Annotated in this window: 13 protein-coding genes; 4 read left to right on the top strand and 9 right to left on the bottom strand. The window is 71.3% G+C overall.

The window, feature by feature from the left end; all coding sequences use genetic code 11:
* Nucleotides 1–320 precede the first annotated feature (320 nt).
* Nucleotides 321–656, top strand: coding sequence for an STAS domain-containing protein (locus V1633_RS21895; protein WP_331216252.1), 336 nt, complete (start codon nucleotides 321–323; stop codon nucleotides 654–656).
* Between the two features lie 208 nt (nucleotides 657–864).
* On the opposite strand, the gene V1633_RS21890 is transcribed toward V1633_RS21895, so the two are convergent.
* Nucleotides 865–1,419: a response regulator gene (locus V1633_RS21890; protein ID WP_331216251.1), complete on the bottom strand. Its 555-nt coding sequence runs from the start codon at nucleotides 1,417–1,419 to the stop codon at nucleotides 865–867.
* Nucleotides 1,416–5,831: a HAMP domain-containing protein gene (locus V1633_RS21885; protein ID WP_331216250.1), complete on the bottom strand. Its 4,416-nt coding sequence runs from the start codon at nucleotides 5,829–5,831 to the stop codon at nucleotides 1,416–1,418. Before V1633_RS21885 ends, V1633_RS21890 begins: the two co-directional genes overlap by 4 nt.
* Nucleotides 5,832–6,174: 343 nt before the next feature.
* Between V1633_RS21885 and V1633_RS21880 the strand changes: the two genes are divergently transcribed.
* Nucleotides 6,175–8,262 carry a SpoIIE family protein phosphatase gene (locus tag V1633_RS21880; protein WP_331216249.1) on the top strand — a complete coding sequence of 696 codons (2,088 nt, stop codon included), beginning with the start codon at nucleotides 6,175–6,177 and terminating at the stop codon, nucleotides 8,260–8,262.
* A 120-nt stretch (nucleotides 8,263–8,382) separates the two neighbouring features.
* On the opposite strand, the gene V1633_RS21875 is transcribed toward V1633_RS21880, so the two are convergent.
* Nucleotides 8,383–9,768 carry an FAD-binding oxidoreductase gene (locus V1633_RS21875; protein ID WP_331216248.1) on the bottom strand — a complete coding sequence of 462 codons (1,386 nt, stop codon included), beginning with the start codon at nucleotides 9,766–9,768 and terminating at the stop codon, nucleotides 8,383–8,385.
* Between the two features lie 79 nt (nucleotides 9,769–9,847).
* Between V1633_RS21875 and V1633_RS21870 the strand changes: the two genes are divergently transcribed.
* Together V1633_RS21870 and V1633_RS21865 are read left to right on the top strand one after the other, a co-directional pair.
* A complete protein-coding gene (locus tag V1633_RS21870; protein WP_331216247.1) occupies nucleotides 9,848–11,935 on the top strand; it encodes a S9 family peptidase in 2,088 nt (695 codons plus the stop codon).
* 143 nt (nucleotides 11,936–12,078) lie between these two features.
* Complete coding sequence (locus V1633_RS21865; protein WP_331216246.1) at nucleotides 12,079–13,317, top strand: family 16 glycosylhydrolase; 1,239 nt, start codon at nucleotides 12,079–12,081, stop codon at nucleotides 13,315–13,317.
* A gap of 120 nt (nucleotides 13,318–13,437) precedes the next feature.
* Here V1633_RS21865 and V1633_RS21860 read toward each other — a convergent pair whose 3' ends face one another.
* From V1633_RS21860 to V1633_RS21835, 6 genes are all read right to left on the bottom strand, one after another.
* Nucleotides 13,438–14,205, bottom strand: a complete 768-nt coding sequence (locus tag V1633_RS21860) for an SDR family NAD(P)-dependent oxidoreductase (RefSeq protein WP_331216245.1) — start codon at nucleotides 14,203–14,205, stop codon at nucleotides 13,438–13,440.
* Entirely contained in the window at nucleotides 14,202–15,623 is a 1,422-nt protein-coding gene (locus V1633_RS21855; protein WP_331216244.1) for an MFS transporter, read from the bottom strand. Before V1633_RS21855 ends, V1633_RS21860 begins: the two co-directional genes overlap by 4 nt.
* Entirely contained in the window at nucleotides 15,589–16,857 is a 1,269-nt protein-coding gene (locus V1633_RS21850; RefSeq protein ID WP_331216243.1) for an Ldh family oxidoreductase, read from the bottom strand. Before V1633_RS21850 ends, V1633_RS21855 begins: the two co-directional genes overlap by 35 nt.
* Before the next feature lie 367 nt (nucleotides 16,858–17,224).
* Nucleotides 17,225–17,989 carry an IclR family transcriptional regulator gene (locus V1633_RS21845; protein WP_331216242.1) on the bottom strand — a complete coding sequence of 255 codons (765 nt, stop codon included), beginning with the start codon at nucleotides 17,987–17,989 and terminating at the stop codon, nucleotides 17,225–17,227.
* A 113-nt stretch (nucleotides 17,990–18,102) separates the two neighbouring features.
* Nucleotides 18,103–18,552, bottom strand: a complete 450-nt coding sequence (locus V1633_RS21840; protein ID WP_331216241.1) for a hypothetical protein — start codon at nucleotides 18,550–18,552, stop codon at nucleotides 18,103–18,105.
* A gap of 43 nt (nucleotides 18,553–18,595) precedes the next feature.
* Complete coding sequence (locus V1633_RS21835; protein ID WP_331216240.1) at nucleotides 18,596–19,555, bottom strand: threonine ammonia-lyase; 960 nt, start codon at nucleotides 19,553–19,555, stop codon at nucleotides 18,596–18,598.
* Between the last annotated feature and the right edge of the window lie 37 nt (nucleotides 19,556–19,592).

Raw genomic sequence — 19,592 nt, 5'->3', positions numbered from 1 at the left:
GCGTCCAGGTGGTCACGGTCGGGGGTTGGGGGCGGATCACCCGCTCTGGGCGGTCAGGCTTGATCCCGTCGCGGGCGATCCGCCCCCAACCCCTGCCGTGGTTGATCTCCGCGCGGACCTGTCCGGTTCGGCGTCGGTTGGGTGGTTCCACCGCGCCTGGACGACGTCGCAGCCCACCTCGGGGAGCCCCACATTCGGTGGGCGCCCGTCCGGTTCGACCCCAAAAGGGCGCCACCGGTTCGGACAGGTGACCGCATAGCGGACGGGACCAGCCGGGTCACCAACAGGCCGGTTCGGCCAGGTCGCGATAGGCTGATCGGGTGAACCGTGCGGAGCTGAGCATCGCGGTGCAGCGGAATCCCGACGAGGTGATCCTCCACCTCGGCGGCGAGATCGACATGCTCACCGCCGGCAGGCTGTCGAGTGTCGTCAACGAGGTGCTCAACGACGCACCGTCCCGGATCGTTCTCGACCTGGCCGAGGTCACCTTCTGCGACTCGCAGGGACTCGGCACCCTGGTGGTGCTGAGTCGCAAGGCCAGTCACGCGCAGAGTCTGCTGATGCTGACCAACGTCGGCGACTTCCTCCTGCGGGTGCTGGACATCACCGGGCTCCGCTCCGCCCTGATGATCCGCAACGAGCAGGCCACCGGCTGACCCGTACGAGGCTTGACCCGTTCAGGGCGGTCGTCCCGGAGCTGGTTGTCGTACCGGCCTGAGCCGGCCTGAGGCCGAAGCCTCCACGCGGCGCGCGACCCCGAGCGGGGTTGGGGGCCGGCCTGCCCGCTTCGGGATCAAGCCTGACCGCCCAGAGCGGGGAGGCCGGCCCCAACCCACTCCTCACCCCGGCACACGAGCGCAGGCGTCAGGCGACCGCGCCCCAGCGGGCTTCCTCCAGCACCTCCACCGCGCGGTCCCGCCCCTGCGGATCGTCCGACCGCAACAGGGACACCGCCTCGTCGACCGCCTCGGTCAACCCCCGCCACTGGGCGTCCCGCTCCCGGACCAGTACGGACTGCGCGGCGAGCTGCCGGGTCTTGACCCACAGCTCGACGAAGACCGACACCTTGGCCCGTAGTACCCAGGGGTCGAACGGCTTGGTCAGATAGTCGACCGCGCCGACCGCGTACCCCCGGAGGGCGAGTTGGGCGTCCCGGTCGGCGGCGGTGAGGAAGATGATCGGCACGTGCCGGGTACGCTCCCGCCGCTTGATGTGGCTGGCGGTCTCGAACCCGTCCATGTCCGGCATCTGGGCGTCCAGCAGGATGACCGCGAAGTCCTCCACCAGGAGTTGCTTGAGCGCGGCCTCCCCGCTCTCCACCGCGACCGGCTGCACCGGCAGGCCCTGCAGAATGGCCTCGAGCGCCATCAGGTTCTCCCGCCGGTCGTCGACCAGCAGGGCTTTGGCCAGCTCGCTCACCGAATCGTCCCCTCGTTGCCCGCCCCGGGCCCGGCGGTGTCCCGTCCGTCCCCGTGCACCCAGGACGCCATCAGCTCGATCAGTTCGTCCAGGTCCACCGGCTTGGTGATGTAGTCACTCGCTCCGGCGCCCAGCGCCGACTCCCGGTCGCCGGGCATCGCCTTGGCGGTCAGGAAGACCACCGGCAGGTCGGTGAACCGGTGGTTGCGGCGGATCGCCCGGGTCGTCTCGTACCCGTCCTGGTCCGGCATCATCGCGTCCATCAGCACGATGTCCACCTCCGGATGCTCGGCCAGCAGGCGTACCCCGTCCACCCCGTTGTCCGAGTAGAGCACGGTCATGCCGTGCAGCTCCAACGCGCTGGTCAGGGCGAAGACGTTGCGGACGTCGTCGTCGATGATCAGCACGGTGGCGCCGTCGAGCTGCCGGGAGGCCGGCGAGACCGGCCGGTCGGGCTCGGTGGGGACCCGCAGCATCGGCGGCGTGCCGGCGGGGGTCACCCGCGCGGCCGGCAGCGGTACCGGTGGTGGGGTCACCACCGCGTCCGGCGTCAGCACGTCCGGTACGAAGAGGGTGAACGTCGAGCCCTGCCCGGGTGCCGACGAGACGGTGATGGTGCCGCCGATCAGCCGCGCCAGGTCCCGGCTGATCGACAGCCCGAGGCCGGTGCCGCCGTACCGCCGGCTGGTGGTGCCGTCGGCCTGCTGGAACGCCTCGAAGATCAACCCGAGTTTGTCGTCGGAGATGCCGATCCCGGTGTCGATGACGGTGAACGCGACCACCTGCCGGGCGGCGGCCAGCGCCGGTACGTCGGTGAAGCTGCCCTCCGGCGCCGAGGCCGGACCGATCCGCAGCGTGACCGCACCGTTGTCGGTGAACTTGACCGCGTTGGAGAGCAGGTTCCGGAGGATCTGCTGCAGACGCTGGGGGTCGGTGACCACGCTCGGCGACAGTTCCTTGGAGACGCGGACCTGGAAGTCCAGGCCCTTCTCCTCCGCCTGTGGCGCGAACGCCTGCTCGACGTAGCCGCGGATCTCGGAGAACCGCACCTCGGCCGGGGTGACGTCCATCCGGCCCGCCTCGATCTTGGACAGGTCGAGGATGTCGTCGATCAGCGAGAGCAGGTCGGAGCCGGCGCTGTGGATGGTCCGGGCGAACTCGATCTGCTTCTCGCTCAGATTCTGCTCCGAGTTGTCGGCGAGCAGCCGGGCCAGCAGCAGCAGCGAGTTGAGCGGGGTACGCAGTTCGTGGCTCATGTTGGCCAGGAACTCCGACTTGTACGCCGAGGCGCGGGCCAACTGCTGGGCCTTGTCCTCCAGACCGATCCGGGCCAGTTCGATCTCCCGGTTCTTGGTCTCGATGTTGCCCTTCTGCTCGGAGAGCAGTTTCGCCTTGTCCTCCAGTTCGGCGTTGGTCCGCTGCAGTTCGGCGGACTGTTCCTGCAGCTCGTGGGCGAGCCGCTGGGACTGGGCGAGGAGTTCCTCGGTACGCCGGTTGGCCTGGATGGTGTTCACCGCGATGCCGATGGTGAGCACCAGCCGCTCCAGGAACGACAGGTGCAGGTCGGAGAAGGGTGACACGCTGGCGAACTCGATCACGCCGAGCAGTTCGCCCTCGAAGAGGACCGGGAGCACGACCAGGTCGGCGGGGGCGGTGGCGGCCAGTCCGGAGCGGAGCGTCAGGCTGCCGTCCCGGGGTGCGCCGAGCCGGATGGTGCGCCGGGAGAGCGCGGCCTGGCCGACCAGCCCTTCACCGGGGCCGAACGTGACGTCGTGGTGCCGGGCGACGTAGCCGTACGACGCGGTCAGCCGGAGCCGCATCGCCGCCTCGTCGCTGGTGTCGGCGAGGAAGAACGCGCCGAGCTGGGCGTCGACCAGCGGTGTCACCTCGGTCATGATCATGCGGCAGACCTCGCCGAGATCCCGCTGGCCCTGCAGCAGACCGCCGATCCGGGCCAGGTTCGAGTCGAGCCAGCCCTGCTCGGCGTTCTTCTTGGTGGTCTCCCGCAGGGTGACGATCATCTGGTTGATGTTGTCCTTCAGCTCGGCGACCTCGCCCTGCGCCTGTACGGCGATCCGCTGGGTCAGGTCGCCGGTGGTGACCGCCGTGGAGACCTGGGCGATCGCCCGGAGCTGGGTGGTCAGGGTGGAGGCGAGCTGGTTGACGTTCTCGGTGATGTCCCGCCAGGTACCCGAAACGCCCTTCACCTGGGCCTGACCGCCGAGCTTGCCCTCGACGCCGACCTCCCGGCCGACCCGGGTCAGCTCCTGGGCGAACGAGGAGAGCTGGTCCACCATCGTGTTGACGGTGCCCTTCAGCTCCAGGATCTCGCCCCGGGCGTCCACGGTGACCTTCTGCGACAGGTCACCCTTCGCCACGGCCGTGGTGACCGAGGCGATGTTCCGCACCTGGGAGGTGAGGTTCGAGGCCATCGAGTTCACGTTGTCGGTCAGGTCGCGCCAGGTGCCGGAGACGCCCTTCACCTGGGCCTGACCGCCGAGCTTGCCCTCGGTGCCCACCTCCCGGGCCACCCGGGTCACCTCGTCGGCGAAGGACGAGAGCTGGTCGACCATGGTGTTCACGGTCTGCTTGAGTTCCAGGATCTCGCCCTGCGCGTCCACGGTGATCTTCTGCGACAGGTCGCCCCGCGCCACCGCCGTGGAGACCTGGGCGATGTTGCGGACCTGCGCGGTCAGGTTCGACGCCATCGAGTTCACGTTGTCGGTCAGGTCCCGCCAGGTACCGGCCACCCCGCGTACCTGGGCCTGGCCGCCGAGCTTGCCCTCGGTGCCCACCTCCCGGGCCACCCGGGTCACCTCGTCGGCGAACGACGAGAGCTGGTCCACCATCGTGTTCACCGTCGACTTCAGCTCCAGGATCTCGCCCCGGGCGTCCACGGTGATCTTCTGCGACAGGTCACCCTTGGCCACCGCGGTGGTCACCGAAGCGATGTTCCGGACCTGGGCGGTCAGGTTCGACGCCATCGAGTTCACGTTGTCGGTCAGGTCCCGCCAGGTACCGGAGACCCCCTTCACCTCCGCCTGGCCGCCGAGCTTGCCCTCGGTACCGACCTCCCGGGCCACCCGGGTCACCTCGTCGGCGAACGACGAGAGCTGGTCCACCATCGTGTTCACCGTCGACTTCAGCTCCAGGATCTCGCCCTGGGCGTCGACCGTGATCTTCTGCGACAGGTCACCCTTCGCCACCGCCGTGGAGACCTGGGAGATGTTCCGGACCTGCGAGGTCAGGTTGCCGGCGAGCTGGTTCACGTTCTCGGTCAGCGCGCGCCAGGTGCCGGAGACCCCGCGTACCTGGGCCTGGCCGCCGAGCTTGCCCTCGATGCCCACCTCGCGGGCCACCCGGGTCACCTCGTCGGCGAACGACGACAGCTGGTCCACCATCGTGTTGACGGTGTCCTTCAGCTCCAGGATCTCGCCCTGCGCGGCCACCGTGATCTTCTGCGACAGATCGCCCCGGGCCACCGCCGTGGAGACCTGGGCGATGTTCCGCACCTGGGCGGTCAGGTTCGACGCCATCGAGTTGACGCTGTCGGTCAGGTCCTTCCAGGTCCCGGCGACGTTCGGCACCTGGGCCTGGCCGCCGAGCTTGCCCTCGGTGCCGACCTCACGGGCCACCCGGGTCACCTGCTCGGCGAAGAGCCGCAGGGTGTCGGTCAACCCGTTGATGGTGTGCGCCAGCTCGGCGACCTCACCCTTGGCGGAGACGGTGATCTTCTGCGACAGGTCGCCCCGGGCCATCGCCGTGGTCACCTGGGAGATCGACCGCACCTGGTAGGTCAGGTTCGACGCCATGGTGTTCACCGAGTCGGTGAGGTCCTTCCAGGTGCCGGCGACGCCGCGTACGTCGGCCTGCCCGCCCAGCTCACCCTCGGTGCCGACCTCCCGGGCCACCCGGGTCACCTCGTTGGAGAACGACGAGAGCTGGTCGACCATCGTGTTCACGGTGCGGCCGATCCGGAGGAACTCGCCCCGCAGCGGTCGCCCGTCGATCTCCAGATCCATGTGCTGGGAGAGGTCGCCGTCGGCGACCGCGACGATGACCCGGGCGATCTCGGTGGTCGGTCGGCCGAGGTCGTCGATGAGCGAGTTGATCGCCCGCTGCCCCTCCGACCAGGCACCCTCCATGCCCTCCTCGTCCAGCCGCTCGGTGAGCCGGCCGTCCCGGCCGACGATCCGGCTGATCCGGCGGAGGTCGAGATGCTGCCGCTCCTGCAGCGACACCACCTCGTTGAAGGCGTCGGCCACCTCGCCCGCGGCGCCGGTCCGACGCGGCAGGCGTACCTTGAAGTCGCCCCGGCGGACCCGCCGCAGCGCCTCGGCGAGTTCGCCGAGCAGCACCGCGTCCTCAGCGCCGGATCGCTCAGCGGCAGACAGTTGGTTCGCCGTGGTCATCGTCCCTCGCTCAGGTGTGATGGCAGGTGGGCGACCCACGCCAGTCGGCGCCCACTCGATGGTCCCGGCCGCATCTCCGAGGCGCCTCCGCGGCTCCGCTCCGACGCGACGCCCCCATCATTGTGCCTTTCGCGGGACAGATGCCACCCTGCGGCGCGCGTCGATCGTCGATCCCGACCCGAGGCAACAGAAGTCAACAAAGGGGACATAAGGAGCGGTTGGGGCATCCTTCAGCCTAGCGCGGCCCGGGTTCCGGCCGGTCGAGGCCGCAAGCTGGGGTGAGTCACCTTGCCCGGATAGTGTTGCTTGGATCTCGAATCCGGCTGGTGGAGGAGTCGACAGAGTGTCAGCGGAGACGGACGGCACCGTGACCGGCGGCGCGGACGACCAGGTACGCCGCGTTCGGCTGCCCGCCGACCGCCGTACCCCGGCGGCGGCCCGCGCCCTGGTCCGATCGGTGCTGGCCGAGGCGGGCCTCGACGAGCTGCTGAACGAGGCGCTGCTGCTCACCACCGAACTCTCCACCAACGCCGTCGAACACGCCCGCACCGAGCTGGACATCGAGGTCGTCGCGGACGGTTCCGGACTCACCGTCACCGTCTCCGACTTCGCCGCCGGGCCGATCGACGACGTCACCGCCCGCCCCCGCAACGACCTGACCGACATCTCCCAGGTGTCGGAGCGCGGCCGGGGCCTGCTCCTGGTCGACCACTTCGCCAGCCGCTGGGGTACCACCCACCAGGCCAGCGGCAAGGGCGTCTGGTTCCGCCTGGACCGCAAGGGGAACGACCGCCCGGACGCCGGACCACACGAGCCGGGCCGGGGCGTACCGGTACCCAACGCCCCCGTCGCCCCGCGACCGGCCGCCCCGTCCGCGCCGAGCGCCGGCGCGATGAGCGCCCTGATGCAGACCGCTCCCGACCCGTACGCCGACGACCCGCTCCCCACCTTCGCCGCCGACCTGCTGGTCCGGGTCGGCGACATGGTCGGGGCGGCCGGCGGCGCGGTACGCCTCGACCGGGGCGACGGCGCCGGCTGGCAGCTCCTCGCCCGGTACGGCCGGCAGCCCCGGCCCGGCGACGAACTGCTCCGGGTGCCGCTCACCGTGCACCGGCCGTACGCCGGGGAGCTGGAGCTGGACGCGGCCCCCTCCGGTTACGCCCGCCCGCTCGCCGCACTGGTCGCCGAACGGCTCTCCCTGCACCTGGAGAACGACCGGTTGCGCCGGGCCGACCTGCGCCGGCAGACCTGGCTCACCTTCCTCGCCGAGGCCAGTGAGCTGCTCGCCCAGTCGCTCGACGTCGACCTGACGATGGCGCTCGTCCCGCAGCTCGTGGTGCCCCGGTTGGGTCAGTGGTGCGCGGTGCACACCGTCGACGAGTGGGGCCGGCTGCGGCTGGCGGCGGCCATCCACGCCGACGAGGCACTGTTGCCCGAGCTGCACAAGACGCTGCAGGACGAGAGCGCCGAATCGGTGCAGGCCCGGTTGCGTGAGGCGGTACGCGGCCCGGGTCAGATCCCGATCGGACCGCCGCTGGACGGCATCGCCGTACCGCTGGTCGCCCGGGGACAGCGGCTCGGCACTCTGGCCGTCGGTCGCCACCAACGGCACCGGCACGACCCCGACGAGATCGCGGTGCTGGAGGACGTGGCCCGGCGCGCCGCGCTGGCCATCGAGAACGCCCGGATCCACGACGAGCGGCGCAAGGTCGCACAGACCCTCCAGCAGTCCCTGCTGCCGCCGGTCCTGCCGGTGGTCGACGGCATCGGCTTCGGCGCCGAGTACGTCCCGACCGGGGACGCCGCCGACGTCGGCGGCGACTTCTACGACGTGGTGCCACTCTCCGAGGACCGCTGGCTGGTGGCGGTCGGCGACGTCTCCGGCAAGGGGGTCCAGGCGGCGACGGTGACCGGCCTGGTCCGGGACGTGCTCCGGGTGCTGGCCGGGGACGGCCGGCCGCTGCCGGAGGCGTTGACCCGGCTCAACGGCACGCTGGTCGACCGGGGCGGCGGCCGGTACTGCACGCTGGCCCTGGCCGCGGTACGCCGGGAGCCGGGCGGTCACCTGCAGGTGGCACTGCACCTGGCCGGTCACGACCGGCCGCTGAAGCTCGACGGTGACGGACAGGCCTCGTTCGTGGGTGCCGGCGGTACGGCGCTCGGGCTGCTCGACACGATCGCCTCCCCGGTGGCGGACATCCGGTTGGCGCCCGGGGACGCGCTGGTGTTCTACACCGACGGGGTGACCGAGCGCCGACGCGGCCGGGAGCTCTTCGGCCTCGAACGCCTGCGTGACGCGGCGACCCCGCTGGCCGGCTACTCGGCCGAGGTGGTGGCGGCCCGGCTCCGCTCGGTGGTGATCGGTTTCTCCGCCGAGTCGCCCCGGGACGACATCGCGATCCTGGTGCTGCGCAACGACGCGCTGGTCTGACCACCCCGGGCCGGACGGCCGGCCCGGCTCGGCCGGGACGCCGCTGGCCGGAAGGAAATCCGCTCGGCGGCGCGGCTCGGCCGACGCCGCTGGGCGGCAGGAGATCCGGGTCGGCCGGGGTCAGAGCCCGCCCGGGTAGCGGCCGGGCGCGAGCCGACGGGCCGGGTCGTAGCGCTGCTTGAGCCGACGCAGCAGCGGAAGCTCGGGCACCTCGCCCCAGAGGTCGACCGCCGACCGGACCGGTGCGGGCGCGGCCACCACCAGACAGCGCCCGGCGCGGGCGGACAGGACGGCGCGTACCCCGGTCAGGATGGCGGCGACCTGCTCGGGCGGGGTGGTGGCCGGCAACGCGGCGTGCACGACGCCGAGCCCGGCCGAGCCACGGACCGGCACCGGCACCCCGGCCGCGTCCCGCAGCGCGTAGATGGCGGCGTGCAGGTCGCCGGCGGGCACCTCGATGCGCAGGGCGATCTCGTCGGGGTGGAACGGATAACGTCGCCACCAGGTCGGCGCGTTGTCGTCGGCACGGACGTCGCCACCGAGCAGTTGGCTGAGTTTCGACACCCGTCCGGAGACGTCGGCGGCGCCGCCTTCGAGAAGGACGGCGAGGGAGCCGGAACCCCGGCCGGCCGGACGTGCCCGTCGGGCGGACCCGGCGGGATGGTCGGGCGGTGGATGTCCCCGGGATCCGCCGGTGCGGCGGGCGACGGTCGGCCGGGTCGGTTCGCCCGCCGGCAGGTCCACCTCGATCGCGGTCGGCGCCAGCCCGGTGGCGAGGATCTGGCGGACCAGGTCGTGCATCTCCAGCGGGGTCCACACCGAGCGGGTCACCCAGGCCCGGCGTTCCGGGATCGGCTGCACCCGCAGGAACGCCGAGACCAGTACGCCGAGTGCGCCCTGCGAGCCGCAGAGCAGCCGGGTCAGCTCCGGATCGGCCCGCTCGGCCAGGGCGGGCGGCTCCCCGGTCAGCCCGGTGTGGCCGAGTGTCCCGGCGGCGTCGACGTAACCGACCCCGACCAGGTGTTCACCGGGAGGTCCGGGCAGGCGCTGCAACGGACCGCCCTCGCCGGCCGCGACCATGCCACCGACGGTCGCGCCGGCCGACGGCACGTCGAGCGGCAGCCGACGGCCGACGCGGGCCAGGATCGTCTCGGCCGCGCGGACCGGGGTACCGGCGCCGATCTCGACGAGGCTGTCGTCGGTGGGGTGGCGCCACACGCCGGCGAGTCGCCCGGTGTCCAGCACGATGTCCACCCGGGACGGTGTGGCGCCCCAGTCGAGTTTGGTGCCGGCGCCCCGGGCGACGACCGAGAGGTCGTACTCCCCGGCGAGCCGGACCACCTCGGCGACGGCACCCGGCACGGCCGGCGCGGCCACCCACCGGGCCAGGGTGCCGGCCACCTCGTCGGCCGCCCCGGCACGACGGGCGAAACCGTCACCGCAGATCGCGGCGAGCCGGCGGCGTATCTGCTCGTCACCGTCCGGTCGCGCGAAAATCTCCCCCACCCCGCCATCGTACAGGTGTACTAATTTTTGACAACGCCTGAGCCGGGCCGGACGTCCAGCCGGACGGTAACGTGACCGGGTGAACACTGAGACGACCGCCGCCCCCGTCGCCAAGCGGGTGCCCTCCGAGCGCACCCACCACGGCGACACCGTGCTCGACGAGTACGCCTGGCTCGCCGCGAAGGACGACCCGGAGACGATCGCCTACCTGAACGCCGAGAACGCCTGGACCGAACGGCGCACGGCGGGGCTGGCCGCGCTCCGGGAGACCCTGTTCAACGAGACGAAGAGCCGCACCCAGGAGACCGACCTCTCGGTGCCGACCCGGAAGAACGGGTACTGGTACTACACCCGGACGGTCGAGGGACAGCAGTACGGCATCCACTGCCGGCGCGCGGTCGCCGACGGGGAGACCGAGCCGCCGACACCGGCCGACGGCGCGCCGCTGGACGGCGAGGAGATCCTGCTCGACGGCAACGCGCTCGCCGAGGGTCACGACTTCTTCGCGCTCGGCACCTTCGACGTCAGCCCGGACGAGCGCTGGCTGGCCTACTCCACCGACTTCGACGGCGACGAGCGGTTCACCCTGCGGGTCAAGGACCTGCAGACCGGTGAGGTGCTCGGCGACGAGGTGCCGGACACCTTCTACGGCAGCGCGTGGTCCGCCGACGGCTCGATCCTGTTCTACCTGACCGTGGACGAGGCGTGGCGGCCGCACCGGGTGTGGCGGCACACCGTCGGCACCCCGGCGACCGCCGACGAGATCGTCTACGAGGAGAGCGACGAGCGGTTCTGGGTCGGCGTCGGGTTGACCCGCTCGGAGAAGTTCATCGTCATCGACGCACACAGCAAGATCACCAGCGAGGTACGGGTCATCCCGTCCGCGAACCCGACCGGCGTACCGGCCGTCGTCGCACCCCGGCGGCAGGGTGTCGAGTACTCGATCGAGCACCACGGCCACCGGTTCCTGATCCTGCACAACGACAACGCCGAGGACTTCGCGCTCGCGTACACCTCGGCGGACGCCCCCGGCGACTGGGTGCCGATGATCGAACACTCCCCCGGCACCCGGCTGGAGTCGGTGGACGCCTTCGCCAACCACATCGTGGTGTCGCTGCGCACCGGCGGGCTGACCGGCATCCGGGTACTGCCGGACGGCAGCACCGGGTCGTACGACATCGACTTCCCGGAGCCGCTCTACAGCGTCGGGCTGGACAGCAACCCGGAGTACCAGACCAACACCATCCGGTTCCACTACTCCTCGCTGATCACGCCGGACTCGGTCTACGACTACGACCTGGTCACCCGGCAGAGGGTGCTGCGCAAGCGGAAGCCGGTGCTCGGCGACTTCGACCCGGCCGGCTACGAGCAGCACCGCGACTGGGCGCTGGCCGACGACGGCACCCGGGTGCCGGTCTCGCTGGTCTGCAAGGTCGGCACGCCCCGGGACGGTTCCGCACCCTGCGTGCTCTACGGCTACGGGTCGTACGAGGCCAGCATGGACCCGTGGTTCTCCATCCCCCGACTGTCCCTGCTGGACCGGGGCGTCATCTTCGCGATCGCGCACGTACGCGGCGGCGGCGAACTGGGCCGGCGGTGGTACGAGACCGGCAAGTTCCTGGCCAAGAAGAACACCTTCACCGACTTCGTCGCCGCCGCGCGGCACCTGGTGAAGGCGGGCTGGACCACGCCCTCGCGGCTCGTCGCCCGGGGCGGTTCGGCCGGCGGGCTGCTGATGGGCGCGGTGGCGAACCTGGCGCCGGACGCCTTCGCCGGCATCGTCGCCCAGGTGCCGTTCGTCGACCCGCTGAACTCGATCCTGGACCCGTCGCTGCCGCTCACCGTCACCGAGTGGGAGGAGTGGGGCAACCCGCTCGACGACCCCGAGGTGTACGCGTACATGAAGTCGTACTCGCCGTACGAGAACGTGGCGGCGGTTGACTATCCGGCGATCCTCGCGGTGACCAGCCTCAACGACACCCGGGTGCTCTACCACGAGCCGGCGAAGTGGATCGCCCGGCTGCGGGCCACCGTGCCGGACGGGGATTTCCTGCTCAAGACCGAGATGGGCGCGGGCCACGGCGGCCCGAGCGGCCGCTACGACTCCTGGAAGGAGGAGGCCTTCGTCGCGGCCTGGATCCTCGCGCGGCTCGACGCGCAGGGCTGAACGCGCCGCCGGCAGCGGAAGGACCTCCGCCGACGACCGACGGGGCTGGCGTGGCGCCAGCCCCGTTTGTCATTCCACGATCCGAACAAGACTTTTAGTTAAGAACCTTGCCAGAAACTATCAGGTGATATAGAACCATCTACATGCGTACGCGACGAACCCCCCTCATCCTCGCGCTACTCGGCGTCGGCCTGGCCGGCGCGCTCGCGGCCACCACCCCGGCCAGCCCCGCCAGCGCCGAACCCGGCGCGCTCGTCTGGAGCGACGAGTTCAACGCCGCGGCGGGCACCGCGCCGGACGGCAACAAGTGGAGACACGACATCGGAGGTGGCGGCTGGGGCAACAACGAACGGCAGTACTACACCAACAGCACCAGCAACGCCGCCCACGACGGCAACGGCAACCTGGTGATCACCGCTCGCCGGGAGAACCCCAACAACTACCAGTGCCACTACGGCCGCTGCGAGTACACCTCGGCCCGGCTGCTCACCGCGAACACCTTCACCCAGACGTACGGCCGATTCGAGGCCCGGATCAAGGTCCCGCGCGGCCAGGGCATCTGGCCGGCGTTCTGGATGCTCGGCGGCATGCCGTGGCCGGACATGGGCGAGATCGACATCATGGAGAACATCGGCCGTGAGCCGGGCAACCTCTACGGCACCCTGCACGGCCCCGGCTACTCCGCCGGCAACGCGATCAGCTCCCGCTACACGCTGCCCGGCGGCCAGGCGTTCGCCGACGCCTTCCACACCTTCGCCGTCGACTGGGCGCCCGACTCGATCACCTGGTACGTCGACGGCATCCAGTACGCCCGCAAGACCCCGGCCGACCTGAACGGCAACCGCTGGGTATTCGACCACCCGTTCTTCATGATCATGAACGTCGCGGTCGGCGGCTACTGGCCGGGCTACCCCGACGCCACCAGCACGTTCCCGCAGCAGATGCTGATCGACTACGTCCGGGTCTGGGCGTGGAACTCGGGCGGTGGCGGCAACCCCGGCCCCGCCGGTTCGATCATCGGACTCGGTAACCGGTGCATCGACATTCCCGGAGCCAACCCGGCCGACGGCACCCAGCTGCAGATCTGGGACTGCAACGGCACCGCCGCCCAGCAGTGGACGTTCGCCGCCGACGGCACCGTCCGGGCGATGGGCAAGTGCATGGACGTGGCGAACGCCTCGACCGCGAACGGCGCCAACATCCAGATCGTCGGCTGCAACGGCAACGCGGCCCAGCGGTTCGTCCTCAGCGCCGCCGGTGACCTGGTGAACCCGCAGGCGAACAAGTGCGTCGACGTACGTGACCGAAACAGCGCGAACGGCGGCAAGCTGCAGCTCTGGGAGTGCACCGGCGCCAGCAACCAGAAGTGGCGGCGCGCCTGACGGTCAGCCATGACACGACGGCCCCGTACCGGCTCGATCACGTTCTCCTGATCCCGACCGCCGTGGGTGTTAGGAAGGGCCCCTTCCTATACAAAAAGCGATAAGAAGGGGCCCTTCCTTTCAGTAGACGACGTGCTTGCCGCCGTCGACGACGATCGCCTCACCGGTGACCAGGTCCATCCCGAGCAGCCCGACGACGGCCTGCGCGACGTGCTCGGGGTCGGCGGTCCGGCGCAGGGGGACGACCTCGCGTTCCCGGGCGGCCCGCTCGGCGAAGCCCTGCTCGCCGTGCAGGCCGGGCTGCCAGCGGGTGTGCTGCACGGTTCCGGGAGCCACCGCGTTGACCCGTACCTCCGGGCCGAGCGCCACCGCGAGGTTGCGGGTGAGCTGGAGCATCGCCGCCTTGCTCACCCCGTACGCGATGGACGAGCCGCCGGCCCGGTAGCCGGAGATGGACGAGATGTTGACGACCGCCCCGTGCGCGGCCCGTAGCGCCGGCGCGAACGCACGGGTGCAGCGGAAGGCCCCGAGCAGGTTGACGTCGAGGATCTCGTGCCAGATGTCGTCGGTCAGCCCGTCCAGGTCGGCGTGCTCCACCATCCGGGTGCCGCCGGCGTTGTTGACCAGGATGTCGACCCGGCCGTACTCGGCCCGTACCCGGTCGGCCATGGCGCGTACCGCCGCGTCGTCGGCCACGTCGGCGGCGATCGCCCGCGACCGCCCGGCCCACCGCCGGACCTCGGCGACGGTCTCCTCGGCCTCCGTGGCAGACCGGTTGAAGTTCACCACGACGGCCTCCGCGCCGGCCCGGGCCAGGGCCAGGCTGATCGCCCGGCCGATCCCGGTGCCACCGCCGGTGACGACCGCCACCGTCTGCTCCAGGTTCATCGCGCGGTCTCCAGCGGATCCTCCGCCGTCGGCGGGGTCGCGGTCGCCCCGTCGTCCGGTCCCTTCTGGTACGCGTGCACGGCGCCGATGTCCATCGTCCGGGTCTCCCGGGCGGCCAGGAAGGCGACCAGGGAGACCACCGCGGTGAAGATGATCCAGAGCGCGACCAGCCAGGGTGAGCCGCCCGCCGTGCTCAACAGTGCCGCCGCGACGAGCGGGGAGAACCCGGAGATCGCCGCGCCGATCTCCCGGGAGGCGGCGAAGCCGGTGTAGCGGACCCCGGCGCCGAAGAGTTCGGCGTAGAACGCCGGTTGGACGGCGATCATCGGGGCGAAGCCGATACCGCCGGCGATGATCAGGGCCAGCCAGATCAGTACCGGAACCTCGGTGTCGAGCAGCCAGAAGAACGGGAACGCGAAGGCGGCGGTGAAGACGACACTGAACAGGTTGAGCGGCTTGCGGCCGATCCGGTCCGAGAGTGCCCCGTAGACCGGTTGCACCGCGATCACCACCAGGCCCATCAGGATCACCCCGGTGAGCGCGACCCAGCGGGGCTGATCCCGCTCGTTGGTGAGGTACGCGACGCTGAACGTGGCGAAGATGTAGACGATGGCGGTGTCGCAGATGTGCGCGCCGATCCCGACCAGGAAGTTGCGCGGATACATCCGCAGGGTGTCCAGGATCGGGGTGGAGACGACGGTACGGCTGCGTTCCATCCGTCGGAACACCGGCGACTCGGTGACCCGCAGCCGTACGTACACCGTCACGAAGATCATCGCGAAGCTGACCAGGAACGGGATCCGCCAACCCCAGGACTCCAGCTGCGCGTCCGGCAGCATGCCGACGAGCAGGAACGACACCGTGCCCAGCACCAGACCGATCTGCACCCCGGTCTGGGCGTACGAGGCGTAGTAGCCGCGCCGGTCCGGCGGGGCGTGTTCGGCCAGCAGGGTCGACGCGCCCCCGAACTCGGCACCGGCGCCGAGCCCCTGACAGATCCGCATCAGCACCAGCAGCACCGGCGCCCAGACGCCGATCTGGTCGTACGTCGGCAACAGACCGATCAGGCCGGTCGCGATGCCCATCACCAGGGTGGTGATGATCAGTGTGGAGCGTCGCCCGATCCGGTCGCCGAGTCGCCCGAAGAAGAACCCGCCGACCGGCCGGAACAGGAACGCCACCCCGAACGTCGCGAACGCGACCAGGGTGCCGACCGCCGGCTCGGCGTCCGGAAAGAAGATCTCGTCGAACACCAGTGCGGCGGCGGTGCCGTAGATGAAGAAGTCGTACCACTCAAGGGCGGTGCCGACCAGCGAGGCCGACACGACCCGGCGCAGCTCGGCCGGAGTGGTCTGCTCCGGCTCGCTCGGGACGCTCTCCCGGTCAGGTGGGGCCGGGTGTTCCACCGGCTGGTTCATCGGGGTCCTCCTCGGAGGGTGGCGGTACGCCGTCGGCACCGCGTGGGGGTCGAGGTGAGGTCGTGGCTCCGGCCGGTGACGGTGTCCCGGACGGTGACTCGGATCCGGCCGGTGAGGATGTTTCCGCCGGTGGCACCGTGTCGGCCGGCGGACGGGACCCGGCCGGGTGCGGGGGGTTGTCGAGGACCGGCCCACCGGGCAGCAACGCCAGGTCCCGCCAGGTGGCCGGGGCGAGGGCTATCCCGTCGCGGATCCGCCCGGCCCGGGTCCGCGCCTCCTTCTCGCCGGGCACCAGTACGCCACCCCGGCCGTGCCCGGCGGCGGGCGCGGTGTCGGCGAGCAGCCGGCAGAACCGTTCGGTCTGCTCGCGGAACCGCGGGACCGGCAGGAAGTTCCCGACGTCGATGCTGACGAGCACCGTGCCGTTGGTGTCGGCGTAACCGGGCAGGCTGGAGATCCCGGCGCCGGAGAGCAGACCGCCGACGATTTCGATCATCACGCTGAGGCCGTAGCCCTTGTGTGCCCCGAAGGGCAGCAGCGCGCCGCCCCGGTAGAAGTCGCCCGGGTCGGTGGAATCCTCGCCGGCGACATCGACCAGCAGGCCGGTGTCGACCCGCTCCCCGGCCGCCATCAGCAGCGCCAGCTTGCCTTCGGCGATCCCGGCGGTGGCGAAGTCGACCACCACCGGAGGTGACTCCGGTGCCCGGGGAGCGGCCCACGCGAGCGGGTTGGTGCCGAGGCGCCGCTCCCGACCGCCGTACGGCGCCACGGTCGGGTTGATGTTGCAGAAGGCCAGGCCGACGAGGTCGGCCTCAGCGAGCGACTGTACGTACTCGCCGAGTCGTCCGATGTGGTTGCAGTTGTCGATGGTGACCACGCCGACGCCGTACCGCCGGGCCAGCCGGCGCGCCTCGGCGACCGCCAGCCGGGCGGCGAGCTGACCGAAACCGTTCCGGCCGTCGACCACCGCAGTGGCCCGGTGCCGGCGTTCGACCTCGGGCGAGGCGGTGGGATCGATCCGGCCGGTACGCACCGCCTGGACGTACGGGACGAGCCGGCGTACGCCGTGAGAGTCGTGTCCGACCAGATCGGATTCCACCAGGGATCGGGCCACCGTGTCGGCCGCCGACGCCGGGGTGCCCACCGCGACGAGGATCCGTGCCGCGGCGGCGACCAGGTCGTCGGCGGAGACGGTCGACGGCACCGGTACGGCACCGGCGTCGTCGCGGTCCACCGTCGGATCGTCGCGCGGACCCGAACTCGGGACGGTGGACCAGGAGGGGCCGGTCGCGGGCGGCGCGTCGGCTCGGCTCCGATCGTTTCCGCGCCCCATGGCAGAGCCCTCCGCTTCTGTTTCGTCAGGCGGAACGACGTTCCATAGTTATCTACGTCACAGTCTTGGCCCTGTCGTCGAACAACGCAACCTCAGCGAAACAATTCATCGATGTGAAATCCGGTTCCGGCCGGCAGCGGCCAACGTCTGACCCGGCTGCCGCCGGTGTCCCACCGGCCGGCGCTACGGTCGACGCTGAGCCGGAGCCGCTCGGTGGCATCACCCGGGACGATGCCGACCTGCCGCCGTCAGGTCGTGGCGTTCCGGCTCAGCCCGGCACGGCGCGGGCGCCGAGGGCCCGGGAAACCTGGGCGGCGGTTTCCACGACGTGCCGCCCCACCTCGTGCGACGGCTGGTGGGTCGCCTCGTAGCTGAGCGTCGCCGCGCTGACCCCGCCGATCACCTGGCCGGTGTGGTCGTACACGGCGGCACCGGCCGCGCAGACCCCGGGTTCGTTCTCCTCGTGGTCCTCGGCCCAGCCCCGGCTCCGGACGGCGGCAAGCTCGGTCAGCAGCCGGTCCACCTCGACGATCGTCCGGGGGGTGTGCCGGGGCAGGCCGGTCCGCTCCGACAACGCGACCACCACGGCGTCGTCCAGCGCCGCCAGCACCGCTTTGCCGATCGACGTACTGTGCAGGTCCAGGCTCATCCCGACCCGGGAGGCGAGCTGGTACGGCTTGCCCGCCTCGACCTTCGCCACGTAGACCGCCTCGTCCCCGGAGAGCAGGGCCAGGTGGACGGTACGACCGGTGTGCAGTTGCAGCTCCTCCAACTGCGGCCGTACCTGGGACGGCAGGTCCAGCCGGTGCATCACCCGACCGGCGAGCGCGAGCATCCGGGGCCCGGTGAAGTAGTCGCCGGCGCCTCCCGGACGGGCCAGGCCGCGCTCGACCATCACCTGCAGGATCCGGTGCACCGTGGCCTTCGGCAGCCTGGTGGCCGCCGCGATGTCGGCCAGTCGGCTGTGCTCGACCAGCGCCTCCAGCACGTCGAACGTCTTCTCCGAGGCGCTCGCGCCGGTCCGGTCAACCATGGTTCCAATGTAGGTAACGTCCCTCGCGGGGCCGCCCGGACCGTCGGCCCGGGGGTTAGGAAGGGGCCCTTCCTCTACAAAAAGCGATAAGAGGGGGCCCTTACTTACACCACTCAGCAGGGGCCGTCGGAGACCGACGTACGCGGGAACGAGGGGTTCTGGTCGCCGGGGTCGGGGTCGACCCGTACAGCCAGGCAGATCGGATGGTCGCCGTCGGAGTTGGTGAACTCGTAGAGGTCCCCCCGGGAGTCCTCGCCGGCCGACTTCACCCGCAGGTCGGCGGCGGCGTTGCGGGCGAATTTACCGCCGCCGCCCCGGTTGGCCGTGGTCGCCGCCTCCTCGATGTCGAAGACGCTGAGGCCCAGGCCCTGGACCGGGGTCTGCTCCAACTCCTGCGCGGTCGCGTCGACGGCCGCCCGGACGCCCGACCGGTCGAGTCCACTGTTGGCGTAGAGGACCAGCCCGACGACCACCGTCAGCAGTACGAGGGCCACGACAACCAGTGGATGGACCCGTTTCCTGCCTGTCCCCGGGGCGTGCTCCCCGGCCGGATGGCTGCTCACGTTTCCTCCACACCGTCTGCGGTACGCCCGGCCGCGTACGCCGTCATCCCTCGACGTCGGGTCGGGTCGCCGCCGCCGCGAGCACCGCCGGATCGACGTTGCCACCGGAGACGACCGCCACCGTACGACCGGCGGGCAACCCGGCGGCGTGGAACATCCGGGCCGCGGCGGCCACCGCGCCGCTCGGCTCGACGACCAGCCGGGTCTGCTGGACCAGGCGGGCGGTGGCCGCCGTGATCTCGTCCTCCGTGACTGTGACGATGCCGTCGAGTCGTGCCAGCAGGTGCGCGAGAGTCAACTCGGAGAGGCTGGTCCGCAGCCCGTCCGCGCTGGTCCGGTAGGTCCGGGCCGGCTCCCAGACGCGCAGCTCACCGGCGGTCAGCGAGTCGCGGGCGTCGGCCGCGAGTTCCGGCTCGACCCCGATGACCTTCGCCGTCGGCCGCAGGGCCTTGACCGCGGTGGCGATCCCGGAGGCGAGGCCGCCACCGCCGACCGGGACCAGCACCACGTCGACGTCGGGCAGGTCCTCGACCACTTCGAGTCCGATGGTGCCCTGGCCGGCGATGATCCGGCGGTCGTCGAAGGGCGGGATCAGCGTTCTGCCCTGCTCGGCGGCGATCTCCTCGGCGACGGCGAGCCGGTCGGCCGGCGGCACCAGGCGGATCTCGGCGCCGAGCGCGCGTACCCGGTCGACCTTGACCGCCGGGGCGCCCTCCGGGATCACCACCGTGCACGGCACGCCGTGCACCCGGGCGGCGTACGCCAGGGCCTGCCCGTGGTTGCCAGAGGAGTGGGTGACCACTCCCCGGGCCCGCAGGGCGGGTTCGAGCCGGGCCACCGCGTGGGTCGCGCCCCGCAGCTTGAACGAGCCGACCGGCTGCAGGCTCTCCGGCTTGACCCAGAGCTGGTCGTCCCAGCGGCAGGGCAGCAACGGGGTGCGCACCGTCACACCGGCCAGGTCCTTCGCCGCGAGCCGGACGTCGTCGAGGGTTACGAGATCCACCCCGCCATCCTGCCACTCTCGCCGGCGGCGACCGGAC

The sequence above is a fragment of the Plantactinospora sonchi genome, from assembly GCF_036422035.1.
GTDB classification, from domain to species: domain Bacteria; phylum Actinomycetota; class Actinomycetes; order Mycobacteriales; family Micromonosporaceae; genus Plantactinospora; species Plantactinospora sonchi.
The sequence above is the reverse complement of the archived record's forward strand: the minus strand, read 5'-3'. Positions and strand labels throughout refer to the sequence as shown.

Bases quoted from the DNA above. Each gene is read 5' to 3' on its own strand.
- V1633_RS21855 (WP_331216244.1), bottom strand. From the start codon at position 15,623: ATGAACCAGCCGGTGGAACACCCGGCCCCACCTGACCGGGAGAGCGTC.
- V1633_RS21860 (WP_331216245.1), bottom strand. From the start codon at position 14,205: ATGAACCTGGAGCAGACGGTGGCGGTCGTCACCGGCGGTGGCACCGGG.
- V1633_RS21845 (WP_331216242.1), bottom strand. From the start codon at position 17,989: ATGGTTGACCGGACCGGCGCGAGCGCCTCGGAGAAGACGTTCGACGTG.
- V1633_RS21885 (WP_331216250.1), bottom strand. From the start codon at position 5,831: ATGACCACGGCGAACCAACTGTCTGCCGCTGAGCGATCCGGCGCTGAG.
- V1633_RS21865 (WP_331216246.1), top strand. From the start codon at position 12,079: ATGCGTACGCGACGAACCCCCCTCATCCTCGCGCTACTCGGCGTCGGC.